24 protein-coding genes are annotated in these 26,445 nt (G+C 69.0%); 17 read left to right on the top strand and 7 right to left on the bottom strand.

Annotated elements, in window-relative coordinates:
• Positions 1–72: 72 nt before the first annotated feature.
• Both AP234_RS07555 and AP234_RS07550 read right to left on the bottom strand, forming a co-directional pair.
• Entirely contained in the window at positions 73–1,098 is a 1,026-nt protein-coding gene (locus tag AP234_RS07555; protein ID WP_152990278.1) for a hypothetical protein, read from the bottom strand.
• Positions 1,099–1,417: 319 nt separating this feature from the next.
• Positions 1,418–2,272 (bottom strand): PhzF family phenazine biosynthesis protein, encoded by an 855-nt coding sequence (locus AP234_RS07550; protein WP_055478772.1) that lies wholly within the window; start codon positions 2,270–2,272, stop codon positions 1,418–1,420.
• A 253-nt stretch (positions 2,273–2,525) separates the two neighbouring features.
• Between AP234_RS07550 and AP234_RS07545 the strand changes: the two genes are divergently transcribed.
• The 3 genes from AP234_RS07545 to AP234_RS07535 all read left to right on the top strand — a co-directional run bounded on the left by AP234_RS07545 (position 2,526) and on the right by AP234_RS07535 (position 5,452).
• Positions 2,526–3,512, top strand: coding sequence for an AraC family transcriptional regulator (locus AP234_RS07545; protein WP_055478771.1), 987 nt, complete (start codon positions 2,526–2,528; stop codon positions 3,510–3,512).
• A gap of 356 nt (positions 3,513–3,868) precedes the next feature.
• Positions 3,869–4,390 (top strand): TIGR03086 family metal-binding protein, encoded by a 522-nt coding sequence (locus AP234_RS07540; RefSeq protein WP_083501889.1) that lies wholly within the window; start codon positions 3,869–3,871, stop codon positions 4,388–4,390.
• A 195-nt stretch (positions 4,391–4,585) separates the two neighbouring features.
• Positions 4,586–5,452, top strand: a complete 867-nt coding sequence (locus AP234_RS07535; protein ID WP_055478894.1) for an alpha/beta fold hydrolase — start codon at positions 4,586–4,588, stop codon at positions 5,450–5,452.
• Positions 5,453–5,628: 176 nt separating this feature from the next.
• Here AP234_RS07535 and AP234_RS07530 read toward each other — a convergent pair whose 3' ends face one another.
• Positions 5,629–5,934 (bottom strand): hypothetical protein, encoded by a 306-nt coding sequence (locus AP234_RS07530; RefSeq protein WP_055478769.1) that lies wholly within the window; start codon positions 5,932–5,934, stop codon positions 5,629–5,631.
• Positions 5,935–6,697: 763 nt separating this feature from the next.
• Here AP234_RS07530 and AP234_RS07525 point away from each other — a divergent pair.
• From AP234_RS07525 to AP234_RS07490, 8 genes are all read left to right on the top strand, one after another.
• Entirely contained in the window at positions 6,698–8,158 is a 1,461-nt protein-coding gene (locus tag AP234_RS07525) for a helix-turn-helix domain-containing protein (RefSeq protein WP_235558012.1), read from the top strand.
• Positions 8,159–8,172: 14 nt separating this feature from the next.
• Positions 8,173–8,895, top strand: coding sequence for a toll/interleukin-1 receptor domain-containing protein (locus AP234_RS07520; protein WP_055478768.1), 723 nt, complete (start codon positions 8,173–8,175; stop codon positions 8,893–8,895).
• A complete protein-coding gene (locus tag AP234_RS07515) occupies positions 8,892–10,865 on the top strand; it encodes a hypothetical protein (protein WP_055478767.1) in 1,974 nt (657 codons plus the stop codon). The genes AP234_RS07520 and AP234_RS07515 overlap by 4 nt, the downstream gene beginning before the upstream one ends.
• A gap of 37 nt (positions 10,866–10,902) precedes the next feature.
• Entirely contained in the window at positions 10,903–11,988 is a 1,086-nt protein-coding gene (locus AP234_RS34225; protein ID WP_063842799.1) for a hypothetical protein, read from the top strand.
• A 41-nt stretch (positions 11,989–12,029) separates the two neighbouring features.
• Positions 12,030–12,470: a hypothetical protein gene (locus tag AP234_RS07505; RefSeq protein WP_055478766.1), complete on the top strand. Its 441-nt coding sequence runs from the start codon at positions 12,030–12,032 to the stop codon at positions 12,468–12,470.
• A gap of 190 nt (positions 12,471–12,660) precedes the next feature.
• Positions 12,661–13,641 (top strand): AraC family transcriptional regulator, encoded by a 981-nt coding sequence (locus AP234_RS07500; RefSeq protein ID WP_055478765.1) that lies wholly within the window; start codon positions 12,661–12,663, stop codon positions 13,639–13,641.
• A gap of 107 nt (positions 13,642–13,748) precedes the next feature.
• Positions 13,749–14,729, top strand: a complete 981-nt coding sequence (locus AP234_RS07495; RefSeq protein WP_055478764.1) for an AraC family transcriptional regulator — start codon at positions 13,749–13,751, stop codon at positions 14,727–14,729.
• 65 nt (positions 14,730–14,794) lie between these two features.
• Entirely contained in the window at positions 14,795–15,139 is a 345-nt protein-coding gene (locus AP234_RS07490; RefSeq protein WP_200926261.1) for a cupin domain-containing protein, read from the top strand.
• Between the two features lie 83 nt (positions 15,140–15,222).
• Here AP234_RS07490 and AP234_RS07485 read toward each other — a convergent pair whose 3' ends face one another.
• The 3 genes from AP234_RS07485 to AP234_RS07475 form a co-directional block, all read right to left on the bottom strand.
• Positions 15,223–15,912, bottom strand: coding sequence for a hypothetical protein (locus tag AP234_RS07485; RefSeq protein WP_055478763.1), 690 nt, complete (start codon positions 15,910–15,912; stop codon positions 15,223–15,225).
• Positions 15,909–16,766 (bottom strand): dihydropteroate synthase, encoded by an 858-nt coding sequence (gene folP / locus AP234_RS07480; RefSeq protein WP_055478762.1) that lies wholly within the window; start codon positions 16,764–16,766, stop codon positions 15,909–15,911. Before folP ends, AP234_RS07485 begins: the two co-directional genes overlap by 4 nt.
• Positions 16,767–16,877: 111 nt before the next feature.
• Positions 16,878–17,852, bottom strand: coding sequence for a glucosyl-3-phosphoglycerate synthase (locus AP234_RS07475; RefSeq protein WP_055478761.1), 975 nt, complete (start codon positions 17,850–17,852; stop codon positions 16,878–16,880).
• A 534-nt stretch (positions 17,853–18,386) separates the two neighbouring features.
• Here AP234_RS07475 and AP234_RS07470 point away from each other — a divergent pair.
• The 6 genes from AP234_RS07470 (at position 18,387) to AP234_RS07445 (ending at position 25,238) form a co-directional block, all read left to right on the top strand.
• A complete protein-coding gene (locus tag AP234_RS07470) occupies positions 18,387–18,743 on the top strand; it encodes a bifunctional 3-phenylpropionate/cinnamic acid dioxygenase ferredoxin subunit (protein ID WP_055478760.1) in 357 nt (118 codons plus the stop codon).
• Positions 18,740–19,939: an NAD(P)/FAD-dependent oxidoreductase gene (locus AP234_RS07465; protein ID WP_055478759.1), complete on the top strand. Its 1,200-nt coding sequence runs from the start codon at positions 18,740–18,742 to the stop codon at positions 19,937–19,939. Before AP234_RS07470 ends, AP234_RS07465 begins: the two co-directional genes overlap by 4 nt.
• Before the next feature lie 74 nt (positions 19,940–20,013).
• Positions 20,014–21,099: an S-(hydroxymethyl)mycothiol dehydrogenase gene (locus AP234_RS07460; RefSeq protein ID WP_055478758.1), complete on the top strand. Its 1,086-nt coding sequence runs from the start codon at positions 20,014–20,016 to the stop codon at positions 21,097–21,099.
• Positions 21,099–21,722, top strand: coding sequence for an MBL fold metallo-hydrolase (locus tag AP234_RS07455; RefSeq protein ID WP_055478757.1), 624 nt, complete (start codon positions 21,099–21,101; stop codon positions 21,720–21,722). The genes AP234_RS07460 and AP234_RS07455 overlap by 1 nt, the downstream gene beginning before the upstream one ends.
• Before the next feature lie 102 nt (positions 21,723–21,824).
• On the top strand, positions 21,825–22,916 hold the full coding sequence (locus AP234_RS07450; protein ID WP_055478891.1) for an aromatic ring-hydroxylating dioxygenase subunit alpha: 1,092 nt from the start codon (positions 21,825–21,827) through the stop codon (positions 22,914–22,916).
• A gap of 27 nt (positions 22,917–22,943) precedes the next feature.
• Positions 22,944–25,238: an FdhF/YdeP family oxidoreductase gene (locus AP234_RS07445; RefSeq protein WP_055478756.1), complete on the top strand. Its 2,295-nt coding sequence runs from the start codon at positions 22,944–22,946 to the stop codon at positions 25,236–25,238.
• 345 nt (positions 25,239–25,583) lie between these two features.
• Here AP234_RS07445 and AP234_RS07440 read toward each other — a convergent pair whose 3' ends face one another.
• Entirely contained in the window at positions 25,584–26,360 is a 777-nt protein-coding gene (locus tag AP234_RS07440) for an IclR family transcriptional regulator (RefSeq protein ID WP_235558010.1), read from the bottom strand.
• Positions 26,361–26,445: the final 85 nt, after the last annotated feature.

The raw sequence follows: 26,445 nt of genomic DNA, 5'->3' as shown, positions 1-26,445 counted from the left end.
GGCGTCCGTGGCGCCGGTGGGCCGGGCGGCCGGTGGAGACTCCTTCGGCTCAGGACTTCCTGCTCGTTGGACTCAGGACTCCCTGCCGGCGATCAGCGTATGGAGTGATCCGCTTCCGACCTGCGAGGCGGTGATCCAGATCGGTTCGTATCCCTTTGCAAGCGCCTCCTGAAGATGGTCGGAATGGTAATCGATGGAGTATCCCCAGTAGATGTAACGTTCCGGCGTGTCCATCCATATCGCGGTGTAGCGTTCATCGCTGGAGATCGTCACGATGCCGGGTTCGGCGTCGTCGCGCCGTTTCCGCTCCGAACTCAGCTCGTCCAGAGTCTGGTTCACGGTGTAATCCCATTCGACGCTGTCGACGTTCTCCACCCATGCCGCCGTGTAACGGATGTCGCCCGCTCCTCCGTAGGCGGCCACGTACGCCGGAATCAGGTTCTGGGCCTTGGCCCTGTCGTTCTGCTCGGCGAGCTCGGCTGCGGTCAGGCCGAAATAGGCCATATGCAGTACGTTGCGCTGCTCCATCACGCTCGAGAACACGGCGTCGCCGCCGGAGCCGTACGCCGCTGATATGACCTCGACATATCCCTTGTCCTTCCATATCTCCCAGAACCGCTGATATTCTGAGCCGGACATCTCCTTGCTGACGACGAACGGCGGACCCGGAGATCTGCGCCAGAGCGCGGTGTAGCCGCCTTTGGTGATCGAGATGGACAGCGGGCGATAACCCGCGGATTTCAGAGCCTCGGCCTTCTCCGCATGCTCCTTCGCCGACAGGTCGTAGTAGGAGTGGGTCTTGCCCGTCCGGATTTCCCTGAGCGAACCGTCCGGCCGCCGTTCGATATCGGTTGTCCCGGGCGTCTCCGGTGTGGGCGACGGGCTGCCCACGGGGGATGCGCTCGAAACGGGTGGTGTCGGGGAAGGTCCGGGGCTTGTGGGTCCGGGCAGAAATCCGGTTTGGACCGCGCCGAAGTAGAGGGCGACCAACCCGACGACGAGGCTGATCGTGGCCACCCGGTAATTCTTCAGGCTTATAAAGTAATTCTTCTTGTCGTATGATTCTTTTTGGACGTTGTGGTCAGGGGGAGTTGACATGCGGCTCCTCGCGCCTATTCGCTCACCGTGCCCAGATCTATACGCTACATGTCGAAAGGCGGCAAAGGGCGAAGGACGCCACCCGCATTCTTCGCGGCCCCTGCGGGCACGCCGAGTCATGCCGGGCGTTCCGGCTGCGACTCCATTCAGGTTGAGGGCGAACCGAAATGGGATGCCGCGGTGGGGCGCGACCGCGGCGTCTCCATTCGGGCCGGGCGACAGGAAAATCCCACGGAATGCCGAGCGGCCTCCGGCGATGCCATACCGCCCGAGGCGGTGCCGGCCTCCGGCTCCCCGGAGGCCGGCACCGCCATCAGGGCTACCTGGAGATTCTCATCGGTACGGCGCCGCCGCTGACCCTGGTGCGGCCGTCGGGAGAGGCGATCGACACGTTGAGTGTGCTCGGCCGTCCCATGTCGGCACCCTGGATGACCGTGAACTCGGCGGGACCCGTTTCCAGCACGCGCAGGTATCCGCCGAACGCCGCGGCGGCGGCTCCGGTCGCGGGATCCTCGACCACTCCGCCGACGGGAAACGGGTTGCGGGAGTGAAAGAGCCGGTCGTTCTCTCGCCAGAAGAGATTCACCGTCGTCCAGCCATGACGGATCATCACCGAGCGCAGGACGTCGAAGTCGTAGTCGAGGTCGGCCAGCCGCGCACGGGAGGCGGCGGCGAGAACGAGGTGTTCGACCCCGCCGAAGGCGACATGCGAGGGGAACGTCGGATCGAGGTCGTCACGCGACCAGCCGAGGGCGGCGAGGGCCTCGTCGAGTTCCTCTTCCTTCACGGGACGGGAGCGCGTGGGCACGCTGGTGAGCGTGGCGAGGAGCGTGTCGCCTTCGTCTTCGGTGTCGACGGCGATCTCACCGGCGTTGGTCTCGAACAGCAGGCGGCCGGGGCCGAGCCGTTCGGCGAGCACGATCGCGGTGGCGATCGTGGCGTGCCCGCAGAAATCGACCTCGGCGGCGGGCGCGAAGTAACGCACCCTGAACGTGCGGTGTTCCTCGTCCCCACCGGTCACGAAGGCCGTCTCGGAATATCCGATCTCCGCTGCGATGGCGAGCATCTCGGCATCGGACAGGCCCGCGGCGTCGAGGGCGACGCCGGCGGGGTTGCCGCCTTCGGGGTCGTCGGTGAAAGCGGCGTAGCGCAGAACCTCGATTTCGTTCCTCATGGCCGCTTGAATCTAACAGTCGCCGGCCCTCGATTGGGCGTCGCGTGATGCAGGGGCCGGATTCGGGCCCGACGAGGCGGCACCGGGACTTCACTCGTGATCGAGGTTGGTACGGGCCCGCTCCTGGTCATACCGATCGATAGCGGCTTGTCCGTTTTTCTTATCATGCAAGGGAGGGCCGAGGTGAACGAGTGGCCGCTGTCCACTTGACGCGGTGCCCGTCTGGGCCGCGCGAGATCCGAGGAGGTGGGACATGCCCGCTCGACCGCTGCCTCTCGCCGAGTATGAGCTGTTCCACACACGCGACCTCGACGAGGCCCGCGTGCTGGTGGCCAACGCCTTCGCTCCGCATGAACTGCACCCCGGTAAGCATGAGACTCGGTTCGACGCCCGGATGAACGGGGTCGCCTTCGACCGGACCGGCCTGTACGCCATCGACTACGGCACCGAGGCCCGGGTCGATACCGCCCCCTGGGAGAGCTGTTTTCTCGTCGCATTACCGCTGTCCGGCGCGGTCGAGGTGTCCCTCGGCCGGGAGCAGGTCTTGGCGACGCCCGAGTTCGGTTCTGTGCAATCGCCGACGGAGCGCGTGTCGCTACGTTGGCTGACCGGGGCACCGCATCTCGTCGCATGGTTCGACCGCTGGGCGTTGGAAGCCCACCTCGGCGGCATGCTGGGACGGGAGCCGCACAGGCCGATCACCTTCTCGCTGGGCATGGATCTGACCGAGCCCCTCTCTCGTTCCCTGCTGTCGGTCGTCGACCTGCTGCGCCGGGAGGTGGAGACCGGTGGCGACCTGCTGAATCAGCCGCTGTCTCTCAAACAACTCGAGGGACTGCTCATGACACAGCTGCTTTTGACCCAGCCCAGCAACTACACCTCCGAACTGACCAAGCAGCAGCCACGTCCGGCACCGGCGGCCGTCAGACAGGCCATGGAACTGATCGAGGCGCGCGCGGCCCAACCCCTCACCGTGACGGACATCGCCGAGGCCGTGGGAGTGGGCGTGCGGGCATTGCAGGAAGGGTTCCGGCGTCATCTGGACACCACGCCCACGGCCCACCTGCGGGACGTGCGCCTGGAACACGTTCGTGCCGAGCTGACCGGCTGCGGTCCCGGGGCCACGACGGTCGCCGATGTCGCCCACCGCTGGGGGTTCGTCCGCCTCGACCACTTCTCCCGTGTCTATCGGGAACGTTTCGGGGAGAGTCCATCGGAGACGCTGCACCGCTGTCGGTGACCCTTCCCAAGACGGCCAGATCACCGGCCGATGTCCATGTGAACCCCGTCAACGTCCATGCGTGCCGTTTGCCGACGATCTGCGCGAACTGAGACAGGGCGATCGATCAGCGCAGCTGCCGGCGTATCCATCCGGGGTCACACGCCACGAAAAGAAAGGGCAGCATCCACCGGCGCGTCATTGGCGCACGCTATCCGCGCCCGACCGATTGATCAACCGGTCGGGACACACGACTACGACGCGGGCGGCGCCATGGCCACGGCCCCGTCCCGCGTACGGTCGGCTTCGCGTTTCCATCCGCCGCGCTCTCGGGCAGGTAGGGCAGGATGACCGCTATGGAAGACATGATGCCGCTGATGAGGAGCGCCACCGAACGTACCGCGGGCTTGGTACGCGCGGTGCGGCAGGAGCAACTCGGGCTCCCGACGCCGTGTGCGAAGTTCGACGTCAAGGACCTGATCAACCACCTCGAGTGGGTGGCGGAGCTGTTCGAGTCGCTGGCTCGCAAGGGGCCGATGATCGAGCAGGGGCCTTACGCCGGTGACTTTCCCGAGCGAGCGGAGCGTACGCTGGCCGCCTGGTCGCGGCCGGAGCCATGGGAGGGGACCAGTCCCGCCATGGGCATGCCGATGACCATGGTGGCCCGGATGTACCTCGTCGACGTGATCGTGCACGGCTGGGACCTGGCCAGAGCCACGGGTCAGGAGTACGAGCCGGACCCCGAGGAGGTCTCGCAGGTGCAGCGTTTCACCGACTCCATGGCGGAGACGGGCAGACAGCACGGGGCCTTCGGGCCGCCGGTGGCGATCTCGGACGACGCCCCGCTGTTCGACCGCCTGCTCGGTGTCATCGGCCGGGATCCGGCCTGGACACCGTGACCTGATTCAGCACCGTCGCGCCCCATGGGTGCGGACCGGACGCCCGGGCCGAGCGTGGTTCGGATCGGCTGCGCGCCCGTCCCCCCCGGCGTTCGGCCGCCGGACCCCGGTGCTTCCGGCCGCGCCGGGAAATGTCACTGCCGACGGCTAGGGTCGCGTCGCGAGATGGTGATCAGAAGGGAACCGGAGGTTTCGATGACCGAGCCCAAGACCCACACCCTTGAGGTGCCCGGTGGGATTCTCCACTACGACGTGCGGGAGGCGGAGGGAAGCAGCGCACCGACGCTGTTGATGATCGGATCGCCGATGGGCGCCGACGGGTTCGCCTGCCTGGCCGGGCACTTCCGGGATCGTACGGTCGTGACGTACGACCCACGCGGGATCGGGCGGAGTGAGCGGACCGACGGCGCCGGAGAGTCGACGCCCGAGATGCACGCCGACGACCTGCATCGGCTGATCACGGCGCTCGGCGGCGGCCCGGTGGACATCTTCGCCAGCAGCGGAGGCGCGGTCAACGGCCTGGTGCTGGTGGCCCACCATCCGGAGCAGGTTCGTACGCTCGTGGCGCACGAACCCCCGGCCGCCCAGGCACTGCCGGACCGGGAGCAGGCGCTCGCCGCGGTGGCCGACATCCGCCGTACGTACGAGCGGGACGGGTTGGGACCGGCGATGGTGAAGTTCATCGCCGTCAGCAGCCTGCGGGGCGAGATCCCGGCGGATTTCGCCGATCGGCCGGTGCAGAGCCCGGCCGAGTTCGGACTGCCGACGGAGGACGACGGTTCCCGTGACGACCCGATGTTCGCGCAGAACCTCAGATCCTGTACGCACCACGTGCACGACTTCGAGGCGCTGCGCGCGGCGTCGACCCGCATCGTCATCGGCGTCGGGGCCGAGTCGGAGGGGGAGATGGCCCACCGCGCGGGCGTGGCGGTCGCCGAACGGCTCGGCACGAAGCCCGTGACCTTTCCCAGCCATCACGGCGGGTTCCTCGACGGCGAGTTCGGCATGAAGGGCGACCCGGACGCCTTCGCCGTCACGCTGCGCCAGATCCTGACCGAGTAGGTCCCAGGACGAGTGAGCCGGTGGCCGGCCCGGCAAAGGGCATCCGGTGGGGACCGCTCCGGCGTCCTCCTTCCCCCGGGCGGGGGCCGCTCAGATCTGGTGGGTCTGCTCGCCCGGACCACGTCCGCTGGTCCGGACCACGTCCGCGGCAGCCCACCAGATCGAGCGCGGGCGCGTCAGCCTCGCTTGTTCACCCAGATCCGCTCGACGCCCCAGGCGGTGATCCGCGCCGACGAGGTTCCGCCGACCGGCGCCCAGTTGCCGGTGACGAGGACCGGTCCACCGGCGTACGGGCTGTACGCGTAGATCGCGACGCTGTGCTCGCCCGTGCCGCCCGTGCACTTGCTGTAGGCGTAGCCGCCGGACATCCACGTGGTGCAGTCGGTGGGCGCCGCCATGGCGGGCGAGGGCGCGAGGATCGTCGCACCGAGACAGAGGGCGGCGGATCCGGCCAGGACAGAGAAGTAGCGGCGAAGACTCATGCGAGTTCTCCTCGAGATGTCGGGGGGTGAACGAAAGCTCTCTTTTAGGAAACTTTCTTAAGAGAAGGATTGATCACGTGTTGTCGCCGCGTCAAGAGACGATCTCCGTGACGGAGGCGCGACAGATCGTGAGGACGCGCCGACATAACGTCGACATGAAGGTTGTCGGGACTGCCGGGCTCGCCATGCCGGCGCCCATCGCGTCGACGGCCCGCCCGCGTCCGCTCGACCCGGCCGGACATCGGTACGGCACAGCCGGCGAAGCGTTCGTCCTCGCCAGCCGATCACGCCGTAGAGGTTGACCGCCACCCCACCTACGGGGTGGACCCGGGGCATCCACTTCTCGTGCAGGCCTGGCCCCGCTCGCCTCGGTGACGATCGACCGGTTGTCGCGAGAACGCCTGACCCGCCATCGACGCCGGATGCGCAACGTACGCACGGCTTCTTCGGGGGATCGGGTGAGTCCGACAGTTCAATGTCACGAAGAGCGCTCTCGTGGGGTGGTACGGCCTGTGGATTCACTGGCGGTCCCTGCTGAGGTGGCGTCACCCCTCAATGCGCATTTGCCGTGACCATGCTATTTTGCCCCAATTTACATGTAAGGGTGTAGCCCGGTGGTCTGCTGACCTTCTACTCTCGCGGAGTTCTCCGGAAGCACTTGTGGGAAACCCGGGGCGATGACGAGATCACAGCCGGGTAGGCACCGGGCGACCGGAGAAAACGTCACCGCGGAAAACCGGTGAACGCCGATCTTAAGTGAGAAGTGTCACCGTTTTCCGTCGCCTGTGAAGTGGAAACGGGAAACATCGTTATCGGCCTTGTCTGGATGGCCGCGGCTGTCGCAGTCTTGCTGTGGCTGTTCGGCCAGAAAGTGACGGAGGTTCACGTGGTGCAGCGGCAGCCGTTCCATTTCGGACAGGAGCTTCGGAGGCTGCGGACTGCCTCCAACCTCACACTGACCGATTTGGCCAGGAGGGTCCATTACAGCAAGGGTCAGCTCAGCAAGGTGGAACGAGGGATCAAGGCGCCGAGCAGGGAATTGGCCCGGCTTTGTGACGCGGCCCTCGATGCCGGCGGCGCTCTGGTCCGCCTCGTGCCCGGGGCGCCTGCTGAGACGACCGAGTCGCGAGAGCCACCGGACGGTACCGGCGAGGAGGTGTGGCTGATGCAATTATCCGCGGACGGCGACAGTTGGTTCCAGCCAGTAGGCCGGCGGCAGGTTCTCGCGGTCGGAGCCGTGTCCATAACCGGCGTGAGCATCGGCGGCATCCAGGCGCTCCCGAGCGCTGTGGCCGCTTCGGGTGCCGAAAGCGCGAGCACGCTAGCGGCTTCCCGGACGCTGTTCGATCAGTTCCGGCAGTTCGGTCAGGCCACCAACCCCGCGATCGTACTTCCCGCGCTCATCGCGCACACGCACACGCTGAGAGAGGTCGCCGCCGCTTCCACCGATGTTCGCATCCGTCAGCGCCTGTTCAGACTGGGCTCACGGTACGCGGAATACGTGGGCTGGCTGGTCCAGGAGACCGGAAACGATCAGGGTGCGCTGTGGTGGACGCGCCGAGCCGTCGAACTGGCCGAAGCCGGGGGTGATCGGCACCTTGCTGCATACGGATTGGTCCGCAGGGCGTTGATCACTCTCTATCGGGAGGACGCCACGCAGACCGTCGATCTGGCTCGGCGGGCGCAGGCGGATGCGGCGGTACCGTCGCGAATCCGCGGGTTGGCGGCTCAGCGAGAGGCCCAGGGCCATGCGATCGCCGGTGACTACGACGCCTGCATGCGCGCCCTCGATCGTTCCCGGGTATTGCTCGCACACCGGTCACCCGCGCCGGACGGCCCGGTCATCGGTACGACGAACCTTTCCGACCCAGTCACGATGATCACGGGATGGTGCCTGTACGATCTGGGCCGTCCGCATGAGGCCGCCGAACTGCTGGATCGGGAACTGGGCCGGGTCCCCGCCCAGGCCGTACGAACCCGGGCTCGGTTCGGGACGCGCCGGGCTCTCGCCCATGCCGTCGCAGGCGAGGTGGACCACGCCTGCGACCTCGCCGCTGAGCTGCTTGACAGCGCCGTGGCCATCGGCTCCGCCACCATCGCCGTTGACATGCGAGCACTCGCCCGCGTTCTTGGCCGCCACCAGCGAAACCCGAAGGTACGCGCCCTGTCGCCCGAACTCGGCACGGCACTGCGCATCCTTCCCAGCAGCGCATCGTCATCCTGAAGGGAGCACTCCCCGTGCCCGATGTATTCGTCAACTACCGCACCGGCGACGGCGACAAGACCGCGGCGCTGATCGCGAGAGATCTGTCGCATCGCTTCGGGGATGAGCCGATCTTTCGGGCGTCCGAGTCCATCAAGCCTGGAATGTGCTATCCGGAGGAGTTGCTGAACAACGTCCGCCGCAGCGACGTCCTACTCGCTGTGATCGGGCCGGACTGGACCCGTTTCCCCGCGTTGCACGACGAAAACGACTGGGTCCGCAGGGAGATCCTCGAGGCCCTCGCCTGCGGCATACCCGTCATCCCCGTTCTCGAGGGCCGCAGGACCGAACGGCTCACCGCGTCGGACCTCCCGGCGGAACTCCAACCGCTCGCGGACCGTCAGTCCGAACGGCTGGACCTCCACCAGGTTGAATCCGGCCTGGACAGGATCGCCAAGCGGCTGATCGAACTCGTGCCAACCCTCCGTGACCGCACCGCGGCCGAAACCATGGATTCGGGTTCGACGCACAACCATGTGGGGGATGTGCGGGGTGGCACCATCGTCCAGAGCCGTGACATCACCGGCGACGTCGGCACAGTTATCAAGGGCGACCACGGCCAGTTTCACCTGGGCAAGGGAAACCAGTACAACCAGCACTTCTCCGGACCCGGGGCCACGTACGTGCAAGGAAACAACGAGGGAGGAATCCGGCACCACTTCGACAGCTCCGGCAAAGATGAAGAGGACGACCGGTGAGCGAGCAGATCTCCTCTTCCGTCTTCAGCCGTTACACCCAAGTGCATTCGGGTCCGGGGCCGCAGTACAACACCATCATTACTCAGTCGCTCGCTGACACCGAGGGTAAGCCGTTCAGAACCATCGCCGCGGACCAGTTGCTGTGGCTGAGGCGGCGTTTCGTTCATCCCTCCGGTTTCGGTGATGCAAGGGACATGCTCATTTCCCAGCGGACCGTCCTCCTCGACGGGAAGCCGGGCAGCGGCAGGCTGGCGGCCGCACAGATGCTCCTGCATGAACTGCGTGTGGGGGATGAGACATTCAAGGAGATCCCGCTCGACAACGAGAACGACGAGGCCAAGCCCCTCATCAGCTGCGACGGCATCGCCGACGGCGACCTGTTGCTACTCGATCTGTCAGAAATCGAGGGCAAGCTCTGGGCACGGGCCCATCGTGAGCTGCATTCTCTGCGGGCCAAGGTGCACAAGTGCCGTGCCCATCTCGTCGTCGTGCTGGCTCAGGCCAATGCAGAACGGCTGGAACCGGGACTCCGTCAGTATCATGTGAGGCTCGCCCCTCCGCCGGGACCTCAGGTTTTGCAGTGTTACCTGCGTCAGGACGGCCTCAGCTGGGATGAAATGAGCTGCCCAAGCCCTGCTGTCACTGAGTTTCTGGGCGGGGAACCGTCGATGCAGGATGTCGCACGCTTCGCCGGGCTTGTTGCCGAGGCCCGGGCGACGTCCGGGGGCACGAGCGATTTCGTCGCATGGTGTAAAGAGGCCAATGCAGCACTCTCCGATAGGCAGATTCAGTTAACCGACCAACTGTCCCGATTACGGGACGGCCGGCAACGCGCACTGCTGCTCGCCACCGCGATGCTGCACGGAGAGCACGCCGATGCCGTACACGAGGCGGCCGCCTCATTGCTCAAGGAAGTGAAGCACCCGGAGGAAGATCTTCCGCTGCTGGAGCATGCGGACCTCGCCCAGCGGTTCTGTGAGATCGACGCGGAGCGCGATGCCCAAGACAGGGTGCGGTTCAAGGAACTCGGGTACGCCGCGGCGGTCCGCCGCCACTTCTGGAGGCACGTGCCAGAGTTACGGCAAAGCCTGGGCACATGGGTGGGCCGTACCGCCGTCTCCACGAGTCTGGACCAGGACGGGCGAGACAAGTTGGTCAGGCGGTTCGCTGAACTGTGCCTCCACGACCGCTACCGGGGCATGCTTTCCACCCTCGTGGAGGCGTGGACGGCGAAGGCGATGAACGGCACCGGCAGACGGGCGGCGGCGCAGGCGCTCACCAAGGGGCTCCAAGACCGGCGGCAGGGCCGGTACTTCCGGCGCCAGATCTACGAGTGGGCGACGACGAATCAAGGGCTGCCCGGCACTCTCGCCGAAGTGATCGTCGCCACGTGCACCGAAGTGATGGTGGTGCATCACCCGTACGAGGCCGTGGTCCGCCTCCATCATCTGGCCAGGCGTGAGCGGGAGACGACGCGTGCTCGTGACGCGCTCATTCGCCTCGTACGTGCGGATCGACGACTGCTCCGGCTGATGTTCGATCGGCTCAATCGTCAGTTTTCCGAGAACAGAGGATGGAAGGGCACCGACGCCGACCTGTTTCTGGAGCTGGCCGATCCGGAACTCCTGGCCGCCGCTGCGGCGGGTGCCCGGCCCCTCCTCGCCTCTGACGTCGTCCGGGATCAGGTCGCTCTCGGCTGGAGCGTGGTCTACGAGCGCGGGCCGGACGACGCGTGGGACGAACTGGCACGACGTTGGCTGCTCGCCGCCGGGGAGGCCGGGTCGCGTCACGATGTGCTGCTCGACGTACTCGTGGAGGGTGGCCGGCAGCGTACGGACGTCCTGTCCCGATTGTACGGCATGGCCGGCGAACTGGAGCGTGTCCATCCCACGCCGACGGAACACGACATGCGTCTGCGTGACCGCCTACTCAACAAGATCAATATCGCTCTGGGCATCCAGGTCGGGTGAGCCGGCCGCTGTGACCTGACAACAGGAAGGCCCTTCCATGAGTTCTGGCCGTACGACGGTGACGATCTACCTTGTCGTCTTCTGCGGGTTGATCCTCGTCGCTCTCATCCTCTTCGCTCCCCGGCCCCTGTGGCTCGGATTCCTCCTGGTCGTTCTGCTCACGGCCGGCGGGTTGGGTCTGATGAAGGGGAGGCATCGATGGGAGGAGCCCTATGCGCATCCCGCCCCGCAGCCGCCGGTCATGCCGGTCGAGCACCGGGCACATCGCCTCGCCGCTGTCGCTCTACCGAGTAACTGGGAGGACTACGACTTCGTATTCTCCGCCACCGTGCGATGGCTGCCAAGTGATGCTCGGGTGGACGAGTCCCACGTCAATCTCGAGGCCATGGCGGTCAACGCTATCCTCGAACGCGCCCGCAAGATCACAAAGGAGAGACCGCCCGGCCGCACGTCACTCGTCCAGCACGAGTTGAGCGGCGCACTGGGCCGGATGGAGCCAGACGGGACGGGGTGTCTGCGGGCGATGGCCGAGTCGGTCACGCTCACCCTCTCGGAGGAGGACCGGAATCGGCTTGCCAGGCTCATGTCGGCGCGCAAGGACAACACGCTGTGGGAACACGAGAGGAGATACGAGCAGCGCAGGCGTGAGTACCTCAGCGAGCACGTGCTGAAGGACACCGGCAGCGCCGTGGTCTGGTGGCTGGCGAAGAACGACGACCAGGTCGAAAAGACAGTGAAGGACATCGGCCTGCTCGCTCAGCTCTCCTCCGCCGCCAACAACACACACGTGACGGAGCCGTTCCGGCACCTTGTGCCCGGGCCGGACATCGAGGCGGGGGAGTTCATCTCGGCAGCCGACATCAGTAGGGGCGAATCAGCCTCGGAGTCCCGGACCCCCGCCGACCACTTCGACGGATTCCTGACGACAATGGGCCTCGACGCCGGGAACTCCCAACGGACCCTGCTCGCCCGGCACGTGGTCGATGTCCTGCGCAAACATGGCAGGGAGGACGTGGCCGACGAACTCGTGCGTCGGTTCGACCCCGACTCGTCCGGCCCTTCCCTCTTCGAGGACTTCGATCCCGCCTCCGCGCCGCCGGACGACGACGAACCGGACCGGTGAACGCCGGAAGCCCCGGCGATGGAGAACGAGGGAGAACGAGTATGGAACCTGAACTGATGGCACTGGCGAGTTCGGGAGCGGCGACGCTGGTCGGACTGATGGTCTCCGACTCCTGGGAGCGGGTGAAGGAGGTGGTCGCGCGGATGCTCGCTCGACGGGGCGGTGTGCAGAGCGCGCTGCGGGATCTCGACGCCTCCCGAGCAGGCCTGCTGGCCGGTGACGAATCGTCCGTCATCGGCGTCGAGAGCGAGTGGCGCGCCCGACTGTGCCACTTGATCGAAACCGACCCCGATTTCGCCGTTGACCTCCGGCATCTGCTGAACGTCACAGGCGCGCTGCCACCCGAAGCGCCGACGGGAGACGTGCGCAACGTCATCAGCGGAGGCGTACAGCACGGGCCGGTGATACAGGCGGGTCGGATATCCGGCCAGGTTCTCCGTCTCCCTCGGCACCCGCCGGCATCGGGTGGAGGCGACGGCTGAGGACTGCGACCCGGAGAACGCCGGACCGAGGAGGGGCAAGTCCCCACAAGCGCGGTCATCCCAGTCAAGATCGGCCTGACTCCACCTCCTATCATTCGAGTTGGGCCACCCGGGACGCGCGGAACTCCGACCTTTCTGGAGAACGCGGTGAGGCGCCGCCTGGGCCGCGCAACCTCTGGGGGAGGCGGACATGCCCGCTCGACCACTACCGCTCGCCACGCATGAGAGGTTCCGTACGCGTGACCTCGACGAGGCTCGTGTGCGGGTCGCGGACGCCTTCTTCCCCCATGAACTGAGCCTCGCGAAGCGTGAGAAGCGGATCGACGCACGGATGAACGGGGCGGCCTTCGACCGTACCGGTCTGTACTGCATGGACTACGGAGGGGAGGTGTTGATCGAGGCCGACGAGTGGGAGAGCTGTTTCGTCGTACCGATACCGCTGGCCGGTGCCGCGCAGGTGTCCCACCGCGGCGAGCGGATCGTGACGACACCCGAGCTCGGCTTCGTGCTGTCTCCGACAGAGGGCGTGACCATGCATTGGGAGGCCGGGACGCCGCACCTCGTCGCGTGGTTCGACCGTGCCGCGCTCGAAGCCCACCTCGGCGGCCTGCTGGGATGGGAACCGCGCAGTCCGCTCGTTTTCTCACTGGGGATGGACCTGACGCGACCCCTCGCCCGGTCCTGGCTGTCGGTCGTCGACATGATCCGCCGAGAGGCGGAGAACGACGGCGACCTGCTGCGCCGGCCGCCGGCGCTCAAACAGGTGGAGGGGCTGCTCATGACGCAGCTGCTGCTGACGCAGGCCAACAACTACACTCCCGCCCTGGCCGGCGAACCGCCGCGTGCGGCGCCGGCCGCAGTGAAGCGGGCCGTTGAGCTGATCGAGGCGTACGCGGCCCAGCCCGTCACAGTGGCGGACATCGCCGGAGCCGCCGGCGTGGGCGCCCGGGCGCTGCGGGACGGGTTCCGGCGCCACCTGGACACGACCCCCACGGCCTACCTGCGAGAGGTGCGCCTGGAACGCGCGCGTGCCGAACTGCGCGCCCATGGTCCGGATACGACGACGGTCGCCGACGTCGCGCGCCGCTGGGGGTTCGTCGACCCCGGCCGGTTCTCCCGCGCCTACCGGCGGCACTTCGGCGAGTCCCCCTCGCGGACGCTGCGCCGCTGAGGTCTCACAGGTGCATATCAGCCAACGGATCCCTCCTACCGTGCGAATCGCGACATGGTCGGTTCCGCTCGGGTCTGTCCGGAGCGCGCAACCTGACGGAGGTGGACATGAGCGCTCGGCCGCTACCGCTCGCCGCGTATGAACGGTTCCGCACGCATGACCTCGACGAGGCCCGTGCGGAGGTCGGGGAGGCATTCTGTCCCCATGGACTGCGCCTGGCGGATCACGGGGCCCGGCTCGACAGCCGGATGAACGCGGCGGTGTTCGACCGGACCGGCCTTTACTGCCTCGACTACGGGGCGGACGTGGTGATCACGCCGGGTGCGCTGGAGAGCTTCTTCCTGGTCCAGATCCCGCTGGCGGGTGTCGCCGAGGTGACCCAGGGCCGGGAACGGGTCGTCTCCACGACGGAGCTCGCCACCGTGCTGTCGGCGACGGAGCGGCTGTCCATGCGGTGGAGGGCCGGGGCGCCGCACCTCGTCGCGTGGTTCGACCGTGCCGCGCTCGAGGCCCGCCTCGGCGGCCTGCTGGGCCGGGAACCGCACAGGCCGCTTGTCTTCTCGCTGGGAATGGACCTGACCCAGCCGTCCTCCCGGTCCTGGCTGTCGATCGTCGACATGATCCGCCGGGACGCGGAGACCGACGGCGACCTGCTGCGCCGGCCGCCGGTGCTCAAACAGGTGGAGGGGCTGCTGATGACGCAGCTGCTGCTGGCACAGCCCAGCAACTACACTCCGGCACTGACGAGCGCGCAGCCACGGGTCGCGCCGCGTGCGGTGAAACGGGCCATGGAGCTGATCGAGGCACACCCGGCCGAACCCCTCACCACGGGCGACGTCGCCGCGGCCGTCGGCGTGGGCGAGCGGGCGCTGTACGAGGGATTCCGCCGCCACCTGAACACCACCCCCATGAGCTATCTCAGGGACGTACGCCTGGACCGAGCCCACGCCGAGTTGACCGCGTGCGGCCCGGACGCCACGTCGGTCACCGACGTGGCCTTCCAATGGGGGTTCGTCCATCTCGGCAGGTTCGCCCGCGCCTATCGGGAGCGTTTCGGAGAGAACCCCTCGGCGACGCTACGCCGGTGACCCCGCCTCCACTGTGGCGTGACCGGCCGGATGCCGCCGCCTCGACCACCGGTACGATTCGGCTTGTGGAGACCAGGGAAACCCAGATGAGCGGCGAGCGGCTGCTCAGCGCCGACCTTCTCGCCGCGGCGCTGCCGGATGACGAGCCGTCCGACGCGGAGCCGCGCACCGTCACCACGCCGGTGACCGCGTTCAAGGACATCGCGATCGGGGTCTGGGACATCGCCAGGGGGACGGCGACCGACACCGAGGTCGATGAGATCTTCCTGGTCCTGGCGGGTGCCGGCCGCGTCACCTTCGAGGACGGCTCGTCCATCGACCTCCGCCCGGGAGTTCTCGTACGGCTCATGGCCGGAGATCGGACGACCTGGGTGATCGACGAACCCCTCCGCAAGCTCTACCTCGCCTGACGCCGGGAGAGGCCGACAACCCCGGATCCGGCCTCGCCTCCTGCTCGCTCCTGCCGAACGGAAGCGGGGTGCGTGAAGGAGGATCAGGGGGTGGTGGGGAGCCAGGTGACCACCCAGTAGGCCACGCCGAAGGGGGCGTCGCCGTAGAGGGTGTGCCCCGTCCACGATCTCGCCCGGGCGGCCGCCGCCATGACCTGCCAGGCGGCGCGTCCCCGGATCAGCAGGTCGTCGCACAGGCCGGGGTCCAGGGCGGCCAAGGCGGAGAGATCGGCCCGCGTCAGTGCTTCGCCGATCGACGCGTCGACGTCCAGCGCACGGGGATCGACGTACCCCGGGGCCTTCTCCCCGCGGCGTGCGCCGCCGTCGCCGACGACCACCAGCCCGGTCCGGCCGGGCCGCGCCCCGATCTCGAGGCCCAGGTCGCGGCCGTCCCCCGGAGACGCGTGCTCGTCGACCCCCTGCAAGATCAGGGGCACCGGGTGTCCGGACAGGAGGGACCGGCCGACGGCCAGCGGCACCGGCAGCGCTCCCGGCTGCGGCGGCCGTCCCGGGGCGGGGGCCAGCCGTCCGGCCGGCGTCGGCGCGTCCGACGGGTACGGCCGGGTGTGCGGTGCCCCGCCCACCACGACGATCTCGTCGACGCCCCGGCCCACGACGGTCTCCACGGCGGTGAGCGCCGCCGCGCGCAGTTCCTCGACCTCGGGGACGGGCCCACCGGTCAGGCCGGGCAGCAGCAGCGGGGCCTGCGGGACGCAGCAGGCGGCGACGATCACGCCAGACCTCGCACGGTTCGTACGGGTTCCCGTACACCTCGTGTCACCGCGACCATGTCCAGCACCTGCCGGGTCGGCGCGACATTGTGCGCGCGGAACACCCGCGCCCCCTGCCAGGCGCACACCGCGGTCACCGCCAGGGTGCCGACCACCCGCTGGTCGACCGGCACGCCCAGGGCCTCGCCGACGAAGTCCTTGTTGGACAGCGACACCAGCACCGGCCAGCCGGTGGCCACCATCTCCTCCAGTCGGCGCGTCACCTCCAGCGAGTGCCAGGTGTTCTTGCCGAAGTCGTGGCCCGGATCGATCAGGATGCGCTCGGGGTCGACCCCGACGCTCACCGCGCGCCGGGCCAGCGCGGTGGTGCCGGCGATCACGTCGGCCACCACGTCGTCGTACTCGATCCGATGCGGGCGGGTACGCGGCGGCAGCCCGCCCGCGTGCGTGCAGACCAGGCCGACGCCGAACTCCGCGGCGACTTCGGCGAGTTCGGGGTCCGCGCCGCCCCAGGCGTCGTTGAGCAGGTCTGCGCCGGCACGGCAGGCCTCGCGGCCCACCTCACCCCGCCAGGTGTCCACACTGATGATCAGATCGGGATATCGCTCCCGGACCTCGGCGACGAACGAGGCCGTGCGGTCGATCTCCTCCCGCGCGTCGACCTCGCTTCCCGGCGCCGCCTTGACGCCCCCGATGTCGACGATGTCGGCGCCCTCGGCCACGACCTCGTCGACCCGGCGCAGCGCCTCCTCCCGGGCGAAGGTCGCGCCCCTGTCATAGAAGGAGTCAGGGGTGCGGTTGACGATCGCCATGATCAACAGGTCCTCGCCCACGGCACGTCGACCCAGTCTCAGCATGGACCCAGCCTCAGCATGCCGTGATCGCCCCTCCTGTTCACCGCCCGAAGGCCGGGTAAACCTTATCAAAGCTCCTGGTGCCGGCGTTGATCGCCGGGTAAAGGCGAAATCTCAGCGCAGGGCACGTGAGGCGTACTGCGGGACCGTCGCCATCGCGGGCCGCTCGGCGACCGCGATCTCACGTTCCACCGGCCGGTGGCCGTCCGGTCCGCGTTCGAACTGGACCAGCCGGAGCGAGGGCGCGTCCATTGGGATGATCTTGTTCTGGCGTTCCAGCCGGGACCAGGCCGTGTGCATGATCTGCCCGGCCATGCGGCCGAGCGCCTCGGTCGTCTGGTGCGAGTGCACCCGGCGGCCCAGGTCGACCTGGGCGAGCGCGTCGAGTCCGACGAGGTCGAGCAGGTCGATGAGCAGCGCCAGCTCCACGCCGTACCCGGTGACGAACGGCACCCGCTCCAGCACGTCGCGCCGGCCGGCGTACTCGCCCGCGAGCGGCTGCACGAACCCGGCGAGCAGCGGCCAGTGCAGGTTGAGCAGCGGCCGCGCGACCAGCTCGGTCACCCGCCCGCCCGTGCGGGACTCCTGTTCGTCTGCCCCGACGAACGGCCGGTCGTAGCAGCCCTTCACGTACGCGACCGAGGGGTCGGCCAGCAGCGGCCCCAGCAGACCGGTCACGAACGAGGTGCTGAACTCCCGCAGATCGGCGTCGACGAACACCACCAGGTCGCCCGACGTGACGGCGAGCGACTTCCAGAGCGCCTCGCCCTTTCCGTCGTAGTCGGGACCGTCCAGCTCGGGGAGGATCTCGTCCTGTGCGATGACCTTGGCCCCGGCCCGTACGGCCTGGTCGGCCGTGTCGTCGGTGGACCGGGAGTCGATCACGATGAGCTCGTCCACGAGCGGGGCGGCCTCGACGAGGTCGCGGCGGATGGCCGACACGATCTCCCCGACGGTGCCGGCCTCGTCGCGGGCCGGGAGGACCACGCTGACCGTGGTGCTTCCCTTCGCTGCCATCAGGGTGTCCACCGGCCAGTCGCCCGCCGACGACGTACGGCCGGCCAGCCATGCCTCCACCTCAGGTAGCACGCAGCTCTCCCCATGTGTCCGCCGAAATCCCCGCCATCACCTCACAGAGTAGGCCGTCGCCGGCGTGTGGAACCGGCGAGGTGATCCGGAATCGGGAGCCGCCGGCCGGTCCGCATATGGAGCGTGAGAGGCGGACCTGCCCGGGCGCGGGCACGGCCGGGCGGGGGAGGGTCAAAGCCTCATGCATGGGGACGCCGATCGGGGCGGCCGTGACGCCCGGCCGGAGGGCCTGGCCTTTGCCGGTCGTCGCTCCTGAATCGCTCCTGAATCGCTCCTGAATCGCTCCTATGTCGCTCCTAATGGGCGACGGTGGCCAGGTCGGCAGGGGTGCCGTCACCATGCCGGGAACGGGCGGCCGACCGAGAGCACGATAGCCGTCGGGAATGGTCCGTACGACCCGCTCGGACGAGCCGGATCGGGCCGATATTCCGTGCCGTGGAAGGCGCCCGGAAAGCTCTTGACAGGGGGTCTCCGTGACCTCAATCTGTTGCGTATAACGCTTCGCGTTTCTCTTTACACAACTGGGGATGGTCGATGATTCCTGCGTGCCCGCTTCGTTCGCTGCCGCGCGGCGAAGCGTTCCGGCTCGATGCAGAGCCGCCGATCGCGGTCTTCCACACAGAGGACGGTCAGATCTACGCGATCGATGACACCTGCACCCACCAGGACGCGTCCCTGGCCGACGGATGGCTGGAGGGCTGCGAGGTGGAGTGCCCCCTGCACGCCTCGAAATTCGATCTGCGGACCGGCCAGGTGGACGCCCCTCCGGCGAAGCTCCCCGTGCGCACCCACCGGGTCGTGGTCGAGGACGGCACGATCTTCGTCATCCCCTCAGAAGCCCCCGCCAACCTGCCACCGGGGGTCGGCGTACGTCCCCAGGGCGCCGCGTGAGAACCGTCGCGGTGGTGGGCGCCTCGCTGGCCGGCCTGTCGGCCGCGCGGGCGCTGCGCGACCAGGGATACGACGGGCGCCTGGTGCTGATCGGCGACGAGCCGCATCGCCCCTATGATCGCCCCCCGCTGTCGAAGGAGTTCCTCGCCGGCCGGATGGACGAGGCCGACCTCGCGCTGGAGACCGAGACCGACGACCTGGACGCCACCTGGATCCTCGGGACGGCGGCCGCCGCGCTCGATCCGGGCGAGCGGGCCGTACGGCTCGGCGACGGAAGGACGGTGCGCACCGACGCGGTCGTGATCGCCACGGGGGCGGCCGCCCGGACCCTTCCCGGGACGGAGCGCCTTTCCGGCGTGCACACGCTGCGCACCCTGGACGACGCCAGGGCGCTGCGGGCCGACCTCGCCGGGGCCGAGCGGCTCGTCGTCGTCGGCGCCGGCTTCATCGGGGCCGAGATCGCCTCGACCGCCCGGGCCCTGGGACTGCACGTCACCCTGGTCGAACCGGCGCCCGCCCCGTTGGCGGCCGCCATCGGCGCCGAGATGGGCGCCGTGGTGGCCGGGCTCCAGGCCGGACAGGGCGTCGAGGTGCTGTGCGGCACCGGCGTCCGCGAGGTGACCGGCACCACACGGGCCGATGGAGTGATCTTGACCGACGGGCGGCGCGTCCCGGCGGACGTGGTCGTCGTCGGGATCGGCGCACGGCCCAACGTGGCCTGGCTGGCCGGATCGGGCGTGGAGATCGCGGACGGCGTGCTGTGCGACGCGACCGGGGCCACCGGCGTGCCCGGTGTGGTGGCCGTCGGTGACTGCGCCGCGTGGTTCGACCCCGCCGGCGGGGCCCACCGCAGGGTCGAGCACTGGACCGGGGCCGCACGCCGCCCGGCCGTCGCCGTACGCGCGCTGCTCGCGGGTGCCTCCGCGACCTCGGGGTGTTCCGGGAGCGACGTCCGGCCGCCGGAGCCGCCGTACTTCTGGTCCGACCAGTGCGGTGTGCGGATCCAGTTCGCCGGGCGCACCGGACCGGGCGACGAGATCACGGTCGAGGAGGGTAGCCTCGCTGACCGGAGCTTCGTGGCGGTCTACCGGCGCGGGGACCGTCCGGTCGCGGTGCTCGGGATCGATCTGCCGCGGCCCTTCACCCGCTGGCGCAAACGGCTGGCGGCCGAGGCGCTCCAGAGCGCCGCGCCCTGATTCCTGAGACCCTGAGAGCAGGCCGGATGAGGCCTGCAGCACCCGCCGATCGAGAAATCGTGGAGGAGACAACCATGGCGCATGAGGTTCGCGGCGTCGTCGCGCTCGCCAAGGGGCAGCCGGTCAGCCTGGAGACCATCATCGTGCCCGACCCCGGTCCAGGCGAGGCCCTCGTCAAGATCCAGGCCTGCGGGGTGTGCCACACCGACCTGCACTACCGGGAGGGCGGCATCTCCGACGACTTCCCGTTCTTCCTGGGCCATGAGGCGGCCGGCGTCGTGGAGGCCGTCGGCGAGGGCGTGACCGACGTCGCCCCCGGCGACTTCGTCGTGCTCAACTGGCGGGCCGTCTGCGGCGCGTGCCGCGCCTGCCTGCGTGGCCGTCCGCAGTACTGCTTCGCCACCCACAACGCCAAGCAGAAGATGACGCTCGCCGACGGGACCGTACTGTCGCCGGCCCTCGGCATCGGCGCGTTCGCCGAGAAGACGCTGGTGGCGGCCGGTCAGTGCACCAAGGTCGACCCCGCCGCCTCGCCCGCGGCCGTCGGCCTGCTCGGCTGCGGCGTGATGGCCGGCCTCGGCGCCGCCATGAACACCGGCGGCGTGACCCGCGGCGACTCGGTCGCCGTCATCGGCTGCGGCGGCGTCGGCGACGCCGCGATCGCCGGGGCCGACCTCGCCGGAGCGACCACGATCATCGCGGTCGACGTCGACGACCGGAAGCTGGAGTGGGCCCGCCGCTTCGGCGCCACGCACACGGTCAACTCCAGAGAGACCGACCCCGTCGAGGCCATCCGCGACCTGACCGGCGGCTTCGGCGCCGACGTCGTCATCGACGCGGTGGGCCGGCCCGAGACCTACCGCCAGGCGTTCTACGCGCGCGACCTGGCCGGGACCGTCGTGCTGGTCGGCGTGCCCACCCCCGAGATGACGCTGGAGCTGCCCCTGCTCGACGTGTTCGGCCGCGGCGGCGCGCTCAAGTCCAGCTGGTACGGCGACTGCCTGCCCAGCCGCGACTTCCCCATGCTGGTCTCGCTCTACCGGCAGGGACGGCTCGACCTGGACGCCTTCGTCTCCGAGACGATCGCGCTCGACGAGGTCGAGGCCGCGTTCGACAAGATGCACCGCGGTGAGGTGCTCCGTTCGGTGGTGGTGTTGTGATGCGGATCGAGAAGGTCGTCACCTCCGGGACGTTCAGCCTCGACGGCGGGACCTGGGAGGTCGACAACAACGTCTGGCTGCTCGGCGACGACGACGAGGTGATGGTCGTCGACGCCGCGCACGACGCCGACGCGATCGCGGCGGCCGTCGGTGATCGGCGGGTCACCGCGATCGTCTGCACCCACGCCCACAACGACCACGTGAACGCCGCGCCCGCCCTCGCCGAGAGGACCGGCGCGCCGATCCTGTTGCATCCCGACGACGAGGTGCTGTGGAACCTGGCTCACGCGGAGGCCAAGCCGGACGGCCCGCTGGCCGACGGGCAGACGCTGCGGGTGGCGGGCGTGGACGTGCGGGTGCTGCACACGCCGGGTCACGCGCCCGGCGCGGTCTGCCTGCACGTCCCCGAACTCGGCGTGGTGTTCACGGGAGACACGCTCTTCCAGGGCGGGCCGGGCGCGACGGGACGTTCCCACAGCGACTTCCCGACCATCATCTCCTCCATTCGCGAGGTGCTGCTGCCCCTGCCGCCGGAGACGGTGGTGCACACCGGGCACGGCGCCGACACCACCATCGGCGCTGAGGCGCCGCACCTGGACGACTGGATCCGCCGCGGCCACTGAGCCGCGAGCCGCAACCCCCTACCGCGCACGACCAGCAGGAGCGAACCAGTGAGCACCACCAGCCTGCCCTCAGGTCCCCAGCAGAGCCTGCCCCCCAGCCTGATGTCCACTCTGCCCGGCGCTTACTACACGGACCCGGACGTTTTCGCCCTGGAACAGCGGCGCATCTTCGAGTCGATGTGGTTCTGCGCGGTTCGGGCCGCCGACCTGCCCCGTCCCGGGGCGTTCAAGACGGTGCAGGTCGGCTCCGAGAGCATCCTGATCACGCGGGCGCGGGACAACTCGATCCGCGCCTTCTACAACGTCTGCCGGCACCGGGGGGCGCGGATCAGCACCGAGGAGTCGGGGGAGGTCAAGCGCGCCTTCCAGTGCCCCTACCACGCCTGGACGTACGACCTGGACGGCCGGCTGGTCGCCGCGCCCAACCTCACCAAGATGCCCGACATCGACCGGGTCGCGTACGGCCTGGTGAACGTGGCCGTGCGGGAGTGGCTGGGGTACGTGTGGATCTGCCTGGCCGACGAGCCGCCCTCGTTCGAGGAGGACGTCATGGGGGAGGTGCGCACCCGGCTCGGCGACGTCGCCCACATCGACAACTACGATGTCGCGGGCCTCAAGGTGGGCAGGCGTATCGTCTATGACGTCAAGGCCAACTGGAAGCTGATCGTCGAGAACTTCATGGAGTGCTACCACTGCGCGACCATCCATCCGGAGCTCACCGAGGTGCTTCCGGAGTTCGCCGACGGTTACGCGGCGCAGTACTACGTGGGGCACGGCGCGGAGTTCGGGGCGGAGATCCAGGGTTTCACCGTGGACGGCTCCAGCGGCCTCGACCGCATCCCGACGGTCAGCCAGGAGCAGGACCGGCGCTACTACGCGATCACGATCAAGCCGCAGGTCTTCGTCAACCTCGTGCCCGACCACGTGATCTGGCACCGGATGTTCCCGCTGGCGGCGGATCGTACGGTGGTGGAGTGCGACTGGCTGTACCTCCCCGAGGTCGTGGACGGCGGCGTGGACATCGACAGGTCCGTGGAGCTGTTCCACCGGGTCAACACGCAGGACTTCGACGCGTGCGAGCGGTGCCAGCCCGCGATGGGCTCGCGCACGTACGCCGACGGCGGGGTCCTGGTGCCCAGCGAGCACCACATCGGCCTGTTCCACGACTGGCTACGCGGCCGGTTGTCGGATTGAGCAACAGCACGGAAGGGCGTTCATCAGATGACGCGCAAGGCACCTCGTGACGACGTCGGCGACGAACGCCTGGAGATCCGTCCGCCCAAGGACTGGGCGGGCGGGATCCCCGCGGTCGGCCACGCGCTCGGTACGGCGTACCGCCAGATGGGCGCGGGCCGTACGGCGCTGACCCTGCTGCGGGTCAACCAGAAGCACGGGTTCGACTGCCCGGGCTGCGCCTGGCCCGAGGGGGATCATCGCAGCCCCGCCGAGTTCTGCGAGAACGGCGCCAAGGCGGTCGCCGAGGAGGCGACCGTCCGCAGGATCACCCCGGAGTTCTTCGCCGCGCACCCGGTGAGCGAGCTGGCCGGGCGCAGCGACTACTGGCTGGGCCAGCAGGGCAGGCTGACCGAGCCGATGCACAAACCGGCCGGCGCCGACCACTACGAGCCGGTGTCGTGGGAACGCGCCTTCGCGATCATCGCCCGCGAGCTGAAGGCGCTGGCGAGCGCCGACGAGGCCGTCTTCTACACCTCGGGCCGCACCTCCAACGAGGCGGCCTTCGCCTACCAGCTCTTCGTCCGCCGGTTCGGCACGAACAACCTGCCGGACTGCTCGAACATGTGCCACGAGTCCAGCGGGTCGGCGCTGACCGAGACGCTCGGCATCGGCAAGGGCACGGTGCTGCTCGACGACCTCTACCAGGCCGAGCTCATCTTCGTGGTGGGCCAGAACCCCGGCACCAACCACCCGCGCATGCTCAGCGCGCTGGAGAAGGCCAAGCGGAACGGCGCACGCATCGTGGCCGTCAACCCGCTGCCCGAGGCGGGGCTGCTGCGGTTCAAGAACCCGCAGCGGGCCTCCGGCGTCGCCGGCGGCGGCACCACGCTGTCCGACCGGTTCCTGCAGATCCGGCTCGGCGGCGACTGCGCGCTCTTCCAGGCGCTGTCGTCGCTGCTGCTGGCGGCCGAGGACGCCGCCCCCGGCACGGTGGTCGACCGCGAGTTCGTCGACGAGCACACCCACGGGTTCGACGAGTGGGCGGCGCACGTGCGCGACCTGGACTGGGCGGAGGTGCTGGAGGCCACGGGGCTGACCCGGGCGGAGATCGAGGCGACGGCCCAGGACGTGCTGGCCGCCCGATCGGTCGTGGTGTGCTGGGCGATGGGACTCACCCAGCACAAGAAGTCGGTCCCCACGATCAGGGAGATCGTCAACTTCCTGCTGCTGCGCGGCAACGTCGGTCGGCCCGGCGCCGGCGTCTGCCCGGTGCGGGGCCACTCCAACGTGCAGGGCGACCGGACGATGGGCATCTACGAGAAGCCGCCGGCGGCGTTCCTGGACGCGCTGCGCGACGAGTTCGGATTCGAGCCGCCGCGCCGCCACGGCCTGGACACGGTGGACGCGATCCGGGCCATGCGCGACGGCGCGGCCAAGGTGTTCTTCGCCATGGGCGGCAACTTCGTGGCCGCGACCCCCGACACGGCCGCCACCGAGGCGGCCATGCGCCGCTGCAAGCTCACCGTGCAGGTGTCGACCAAGCTGAACCGGTCGCACGCGGTGTGCGGCGAGGAGGCGCTGATCCTGCCCACGCTGGGCCGTACCGAGCGGGACGTGCAGCGCGGGGGAGAGCAGTTCGTCACGGTCGAGGACTCGATGGGCATGGTGCACGGCTCCAGGGGCAGGCTGCGGCCGGCCTCGGCCGCCCTGCTCTCGGAGGTCGCGATCGTGTCCCGCCTGGCCCGCGAGGTCTTCGGCGACGACGATCCGCACGTCCCCTGGGCGGAGTTCGAGGCGGACTACGACGCGATCAGGGACCGGATCGCCCGGGTGGTGCCGGGCTTCGCCGACTACAACGAGAAGGCCCGCCGCCCCGGCGGTTTCACGCTGCCGAACGCGCCGCGTGACGAGCGCCGTTTCCCGACGGCGACCGGCAGGGCGAACTTCACCGTCAATCCACTGGAGGTGCTGCGCGTCCCGGCCGGCCGGCTGCTGCTGCAGACCATCCGCAGCCACGACCAGTACAACACCACGATCTACGGTCTGGACGACCGCTACCGGGGCGTACGGAACGGCCGCCGGGTGGTGTTCGTCCATCCGGACGATCTCGCCGAGCGCGGCCTCGCCGACGGCGACATGGTCGACCTGGTCAGCGAGTGGCCCGACGGGGAGCGGGTGGCCCCGGGATTCCGCGTGGTCGCCTACTCGACGGCGCGCGGCTGCTGCGCGGCCTACTTCCCGGAGACCAACGTGCTCGTGCCGCTGGACTCGGTCGCCGAGACCTCCAACACACCCACGTCCAAGAGCGTCGTCGTCTCCCTCCGCCCGGCCTCCGGCTGAGGCCCCCCGACCCGCCCCCCCGGGGGGACCCACCCCCCCCCGGGGAACCCATCCCCCCGGGGAACCCATCCCCGTGGACTCACCCCCCGTGATCTTGCAGTTGCGGGCACAGATGCCCCATCACCTGCGAAATCTCTATCCGTGATCTTGCAAAAGCTCGCACACATGACCGTTCACCAGCGGAGACACCTTCGGTGATCTTGCAGTGCAAGATCACGTACGGCGAAATCGCAGGTGGGACGCACTGCCTGCGAGTTTCTGCAAGATCACGAAGGGGGCATTCCCAGGTCAATGGCCACTGCTGCGAGAAACTGCAGGATCACGGGGGTGGGGTTGGGAGGGGGGTCAGCCGCCGAGGTGGTGGCTGATCTCGGCGGCGCCGGCCATGAGGACGGGGGCCAGCTCGTGCATGCGCCGCTCGCTGAAGCGGTAGGCCGGGCCGGAGGCGCTCACCGCCGCGACCACCTCGCCCTGGAAGGACCGGACGGGGGCGGCCATCGCGTTGAGGCCGATCTCGAGTTCCTCGAGCGTGATGGAGTAGCCGCGCTCCAGCACCCCGGCCAGCTCACGCTCCAGGGCCTCGCGCGAGGTCACGGTGTTGGGGGTGAAGGCCTCCAGGCCGGTGGCCCGCAGCAGCTCGGCCCGGCGCGCCGCGTCGAGGTGGGCCAGCAGCACCTTGCCGCTCGACGTCGCATGCAGCGGGGTGAGCTGGCCCACCCAGTTGTGCGCGGTCACCGCGGACGGTCCGCGCACCTGGTCCAGGTTGACGGCGTAGTGCGAGCGCAGCACGGCGATGTTGACCGTCTCGCCGATCTCCTCGGCGAGCCGCCGGCAGATCGGCCTGCCCTCCCGGGTGACGTCCATCCGGGCGGCGACGCTCCCGGCGAGGCGGACGACGCCGAAGCCGAGACGATACTTGCCGCGTTCCTCCGTCTGCTCGACCAGGCCGCGCGCCTCGAGCGCGCCGAGCAGCCGGAACGCGGTCGACTTGTGGACGTCGATCTCCGTGGCGAGCTCGGTGACCCCCGCCTCCCCACGCCGGGAGAGGATCTCCATGATGCTGATGGCGCGGTCGACCGACTGCACGCCACCCCCGTTGCCCGCGCCGGCGTCGTTGCTCACAGCGCAACTGTAGGCGCGTCGACAACCCCGGTCCACTTGATCCACACAACCCGTTGATATTTCCTGTTGCGGGTAGTGCAACACG

Origin of the sequence: Sphaerimonospora mesophila, assembly GCF_001417795.1 — a bacterium.
Taxonomy (GTDB): domain Bacteria; phylum Actinomycetota; class Actinomycetes; order Streptosporangiales; family Streptosporangiaceae; genus Sphaerimonospora; species Sphaerimonospora mesophila.
The sequence above is the reverse complement of the archived record's forward strand: the minus strand, read 5'-3'. Positions and strand labels throughout refer to the sequence as shown.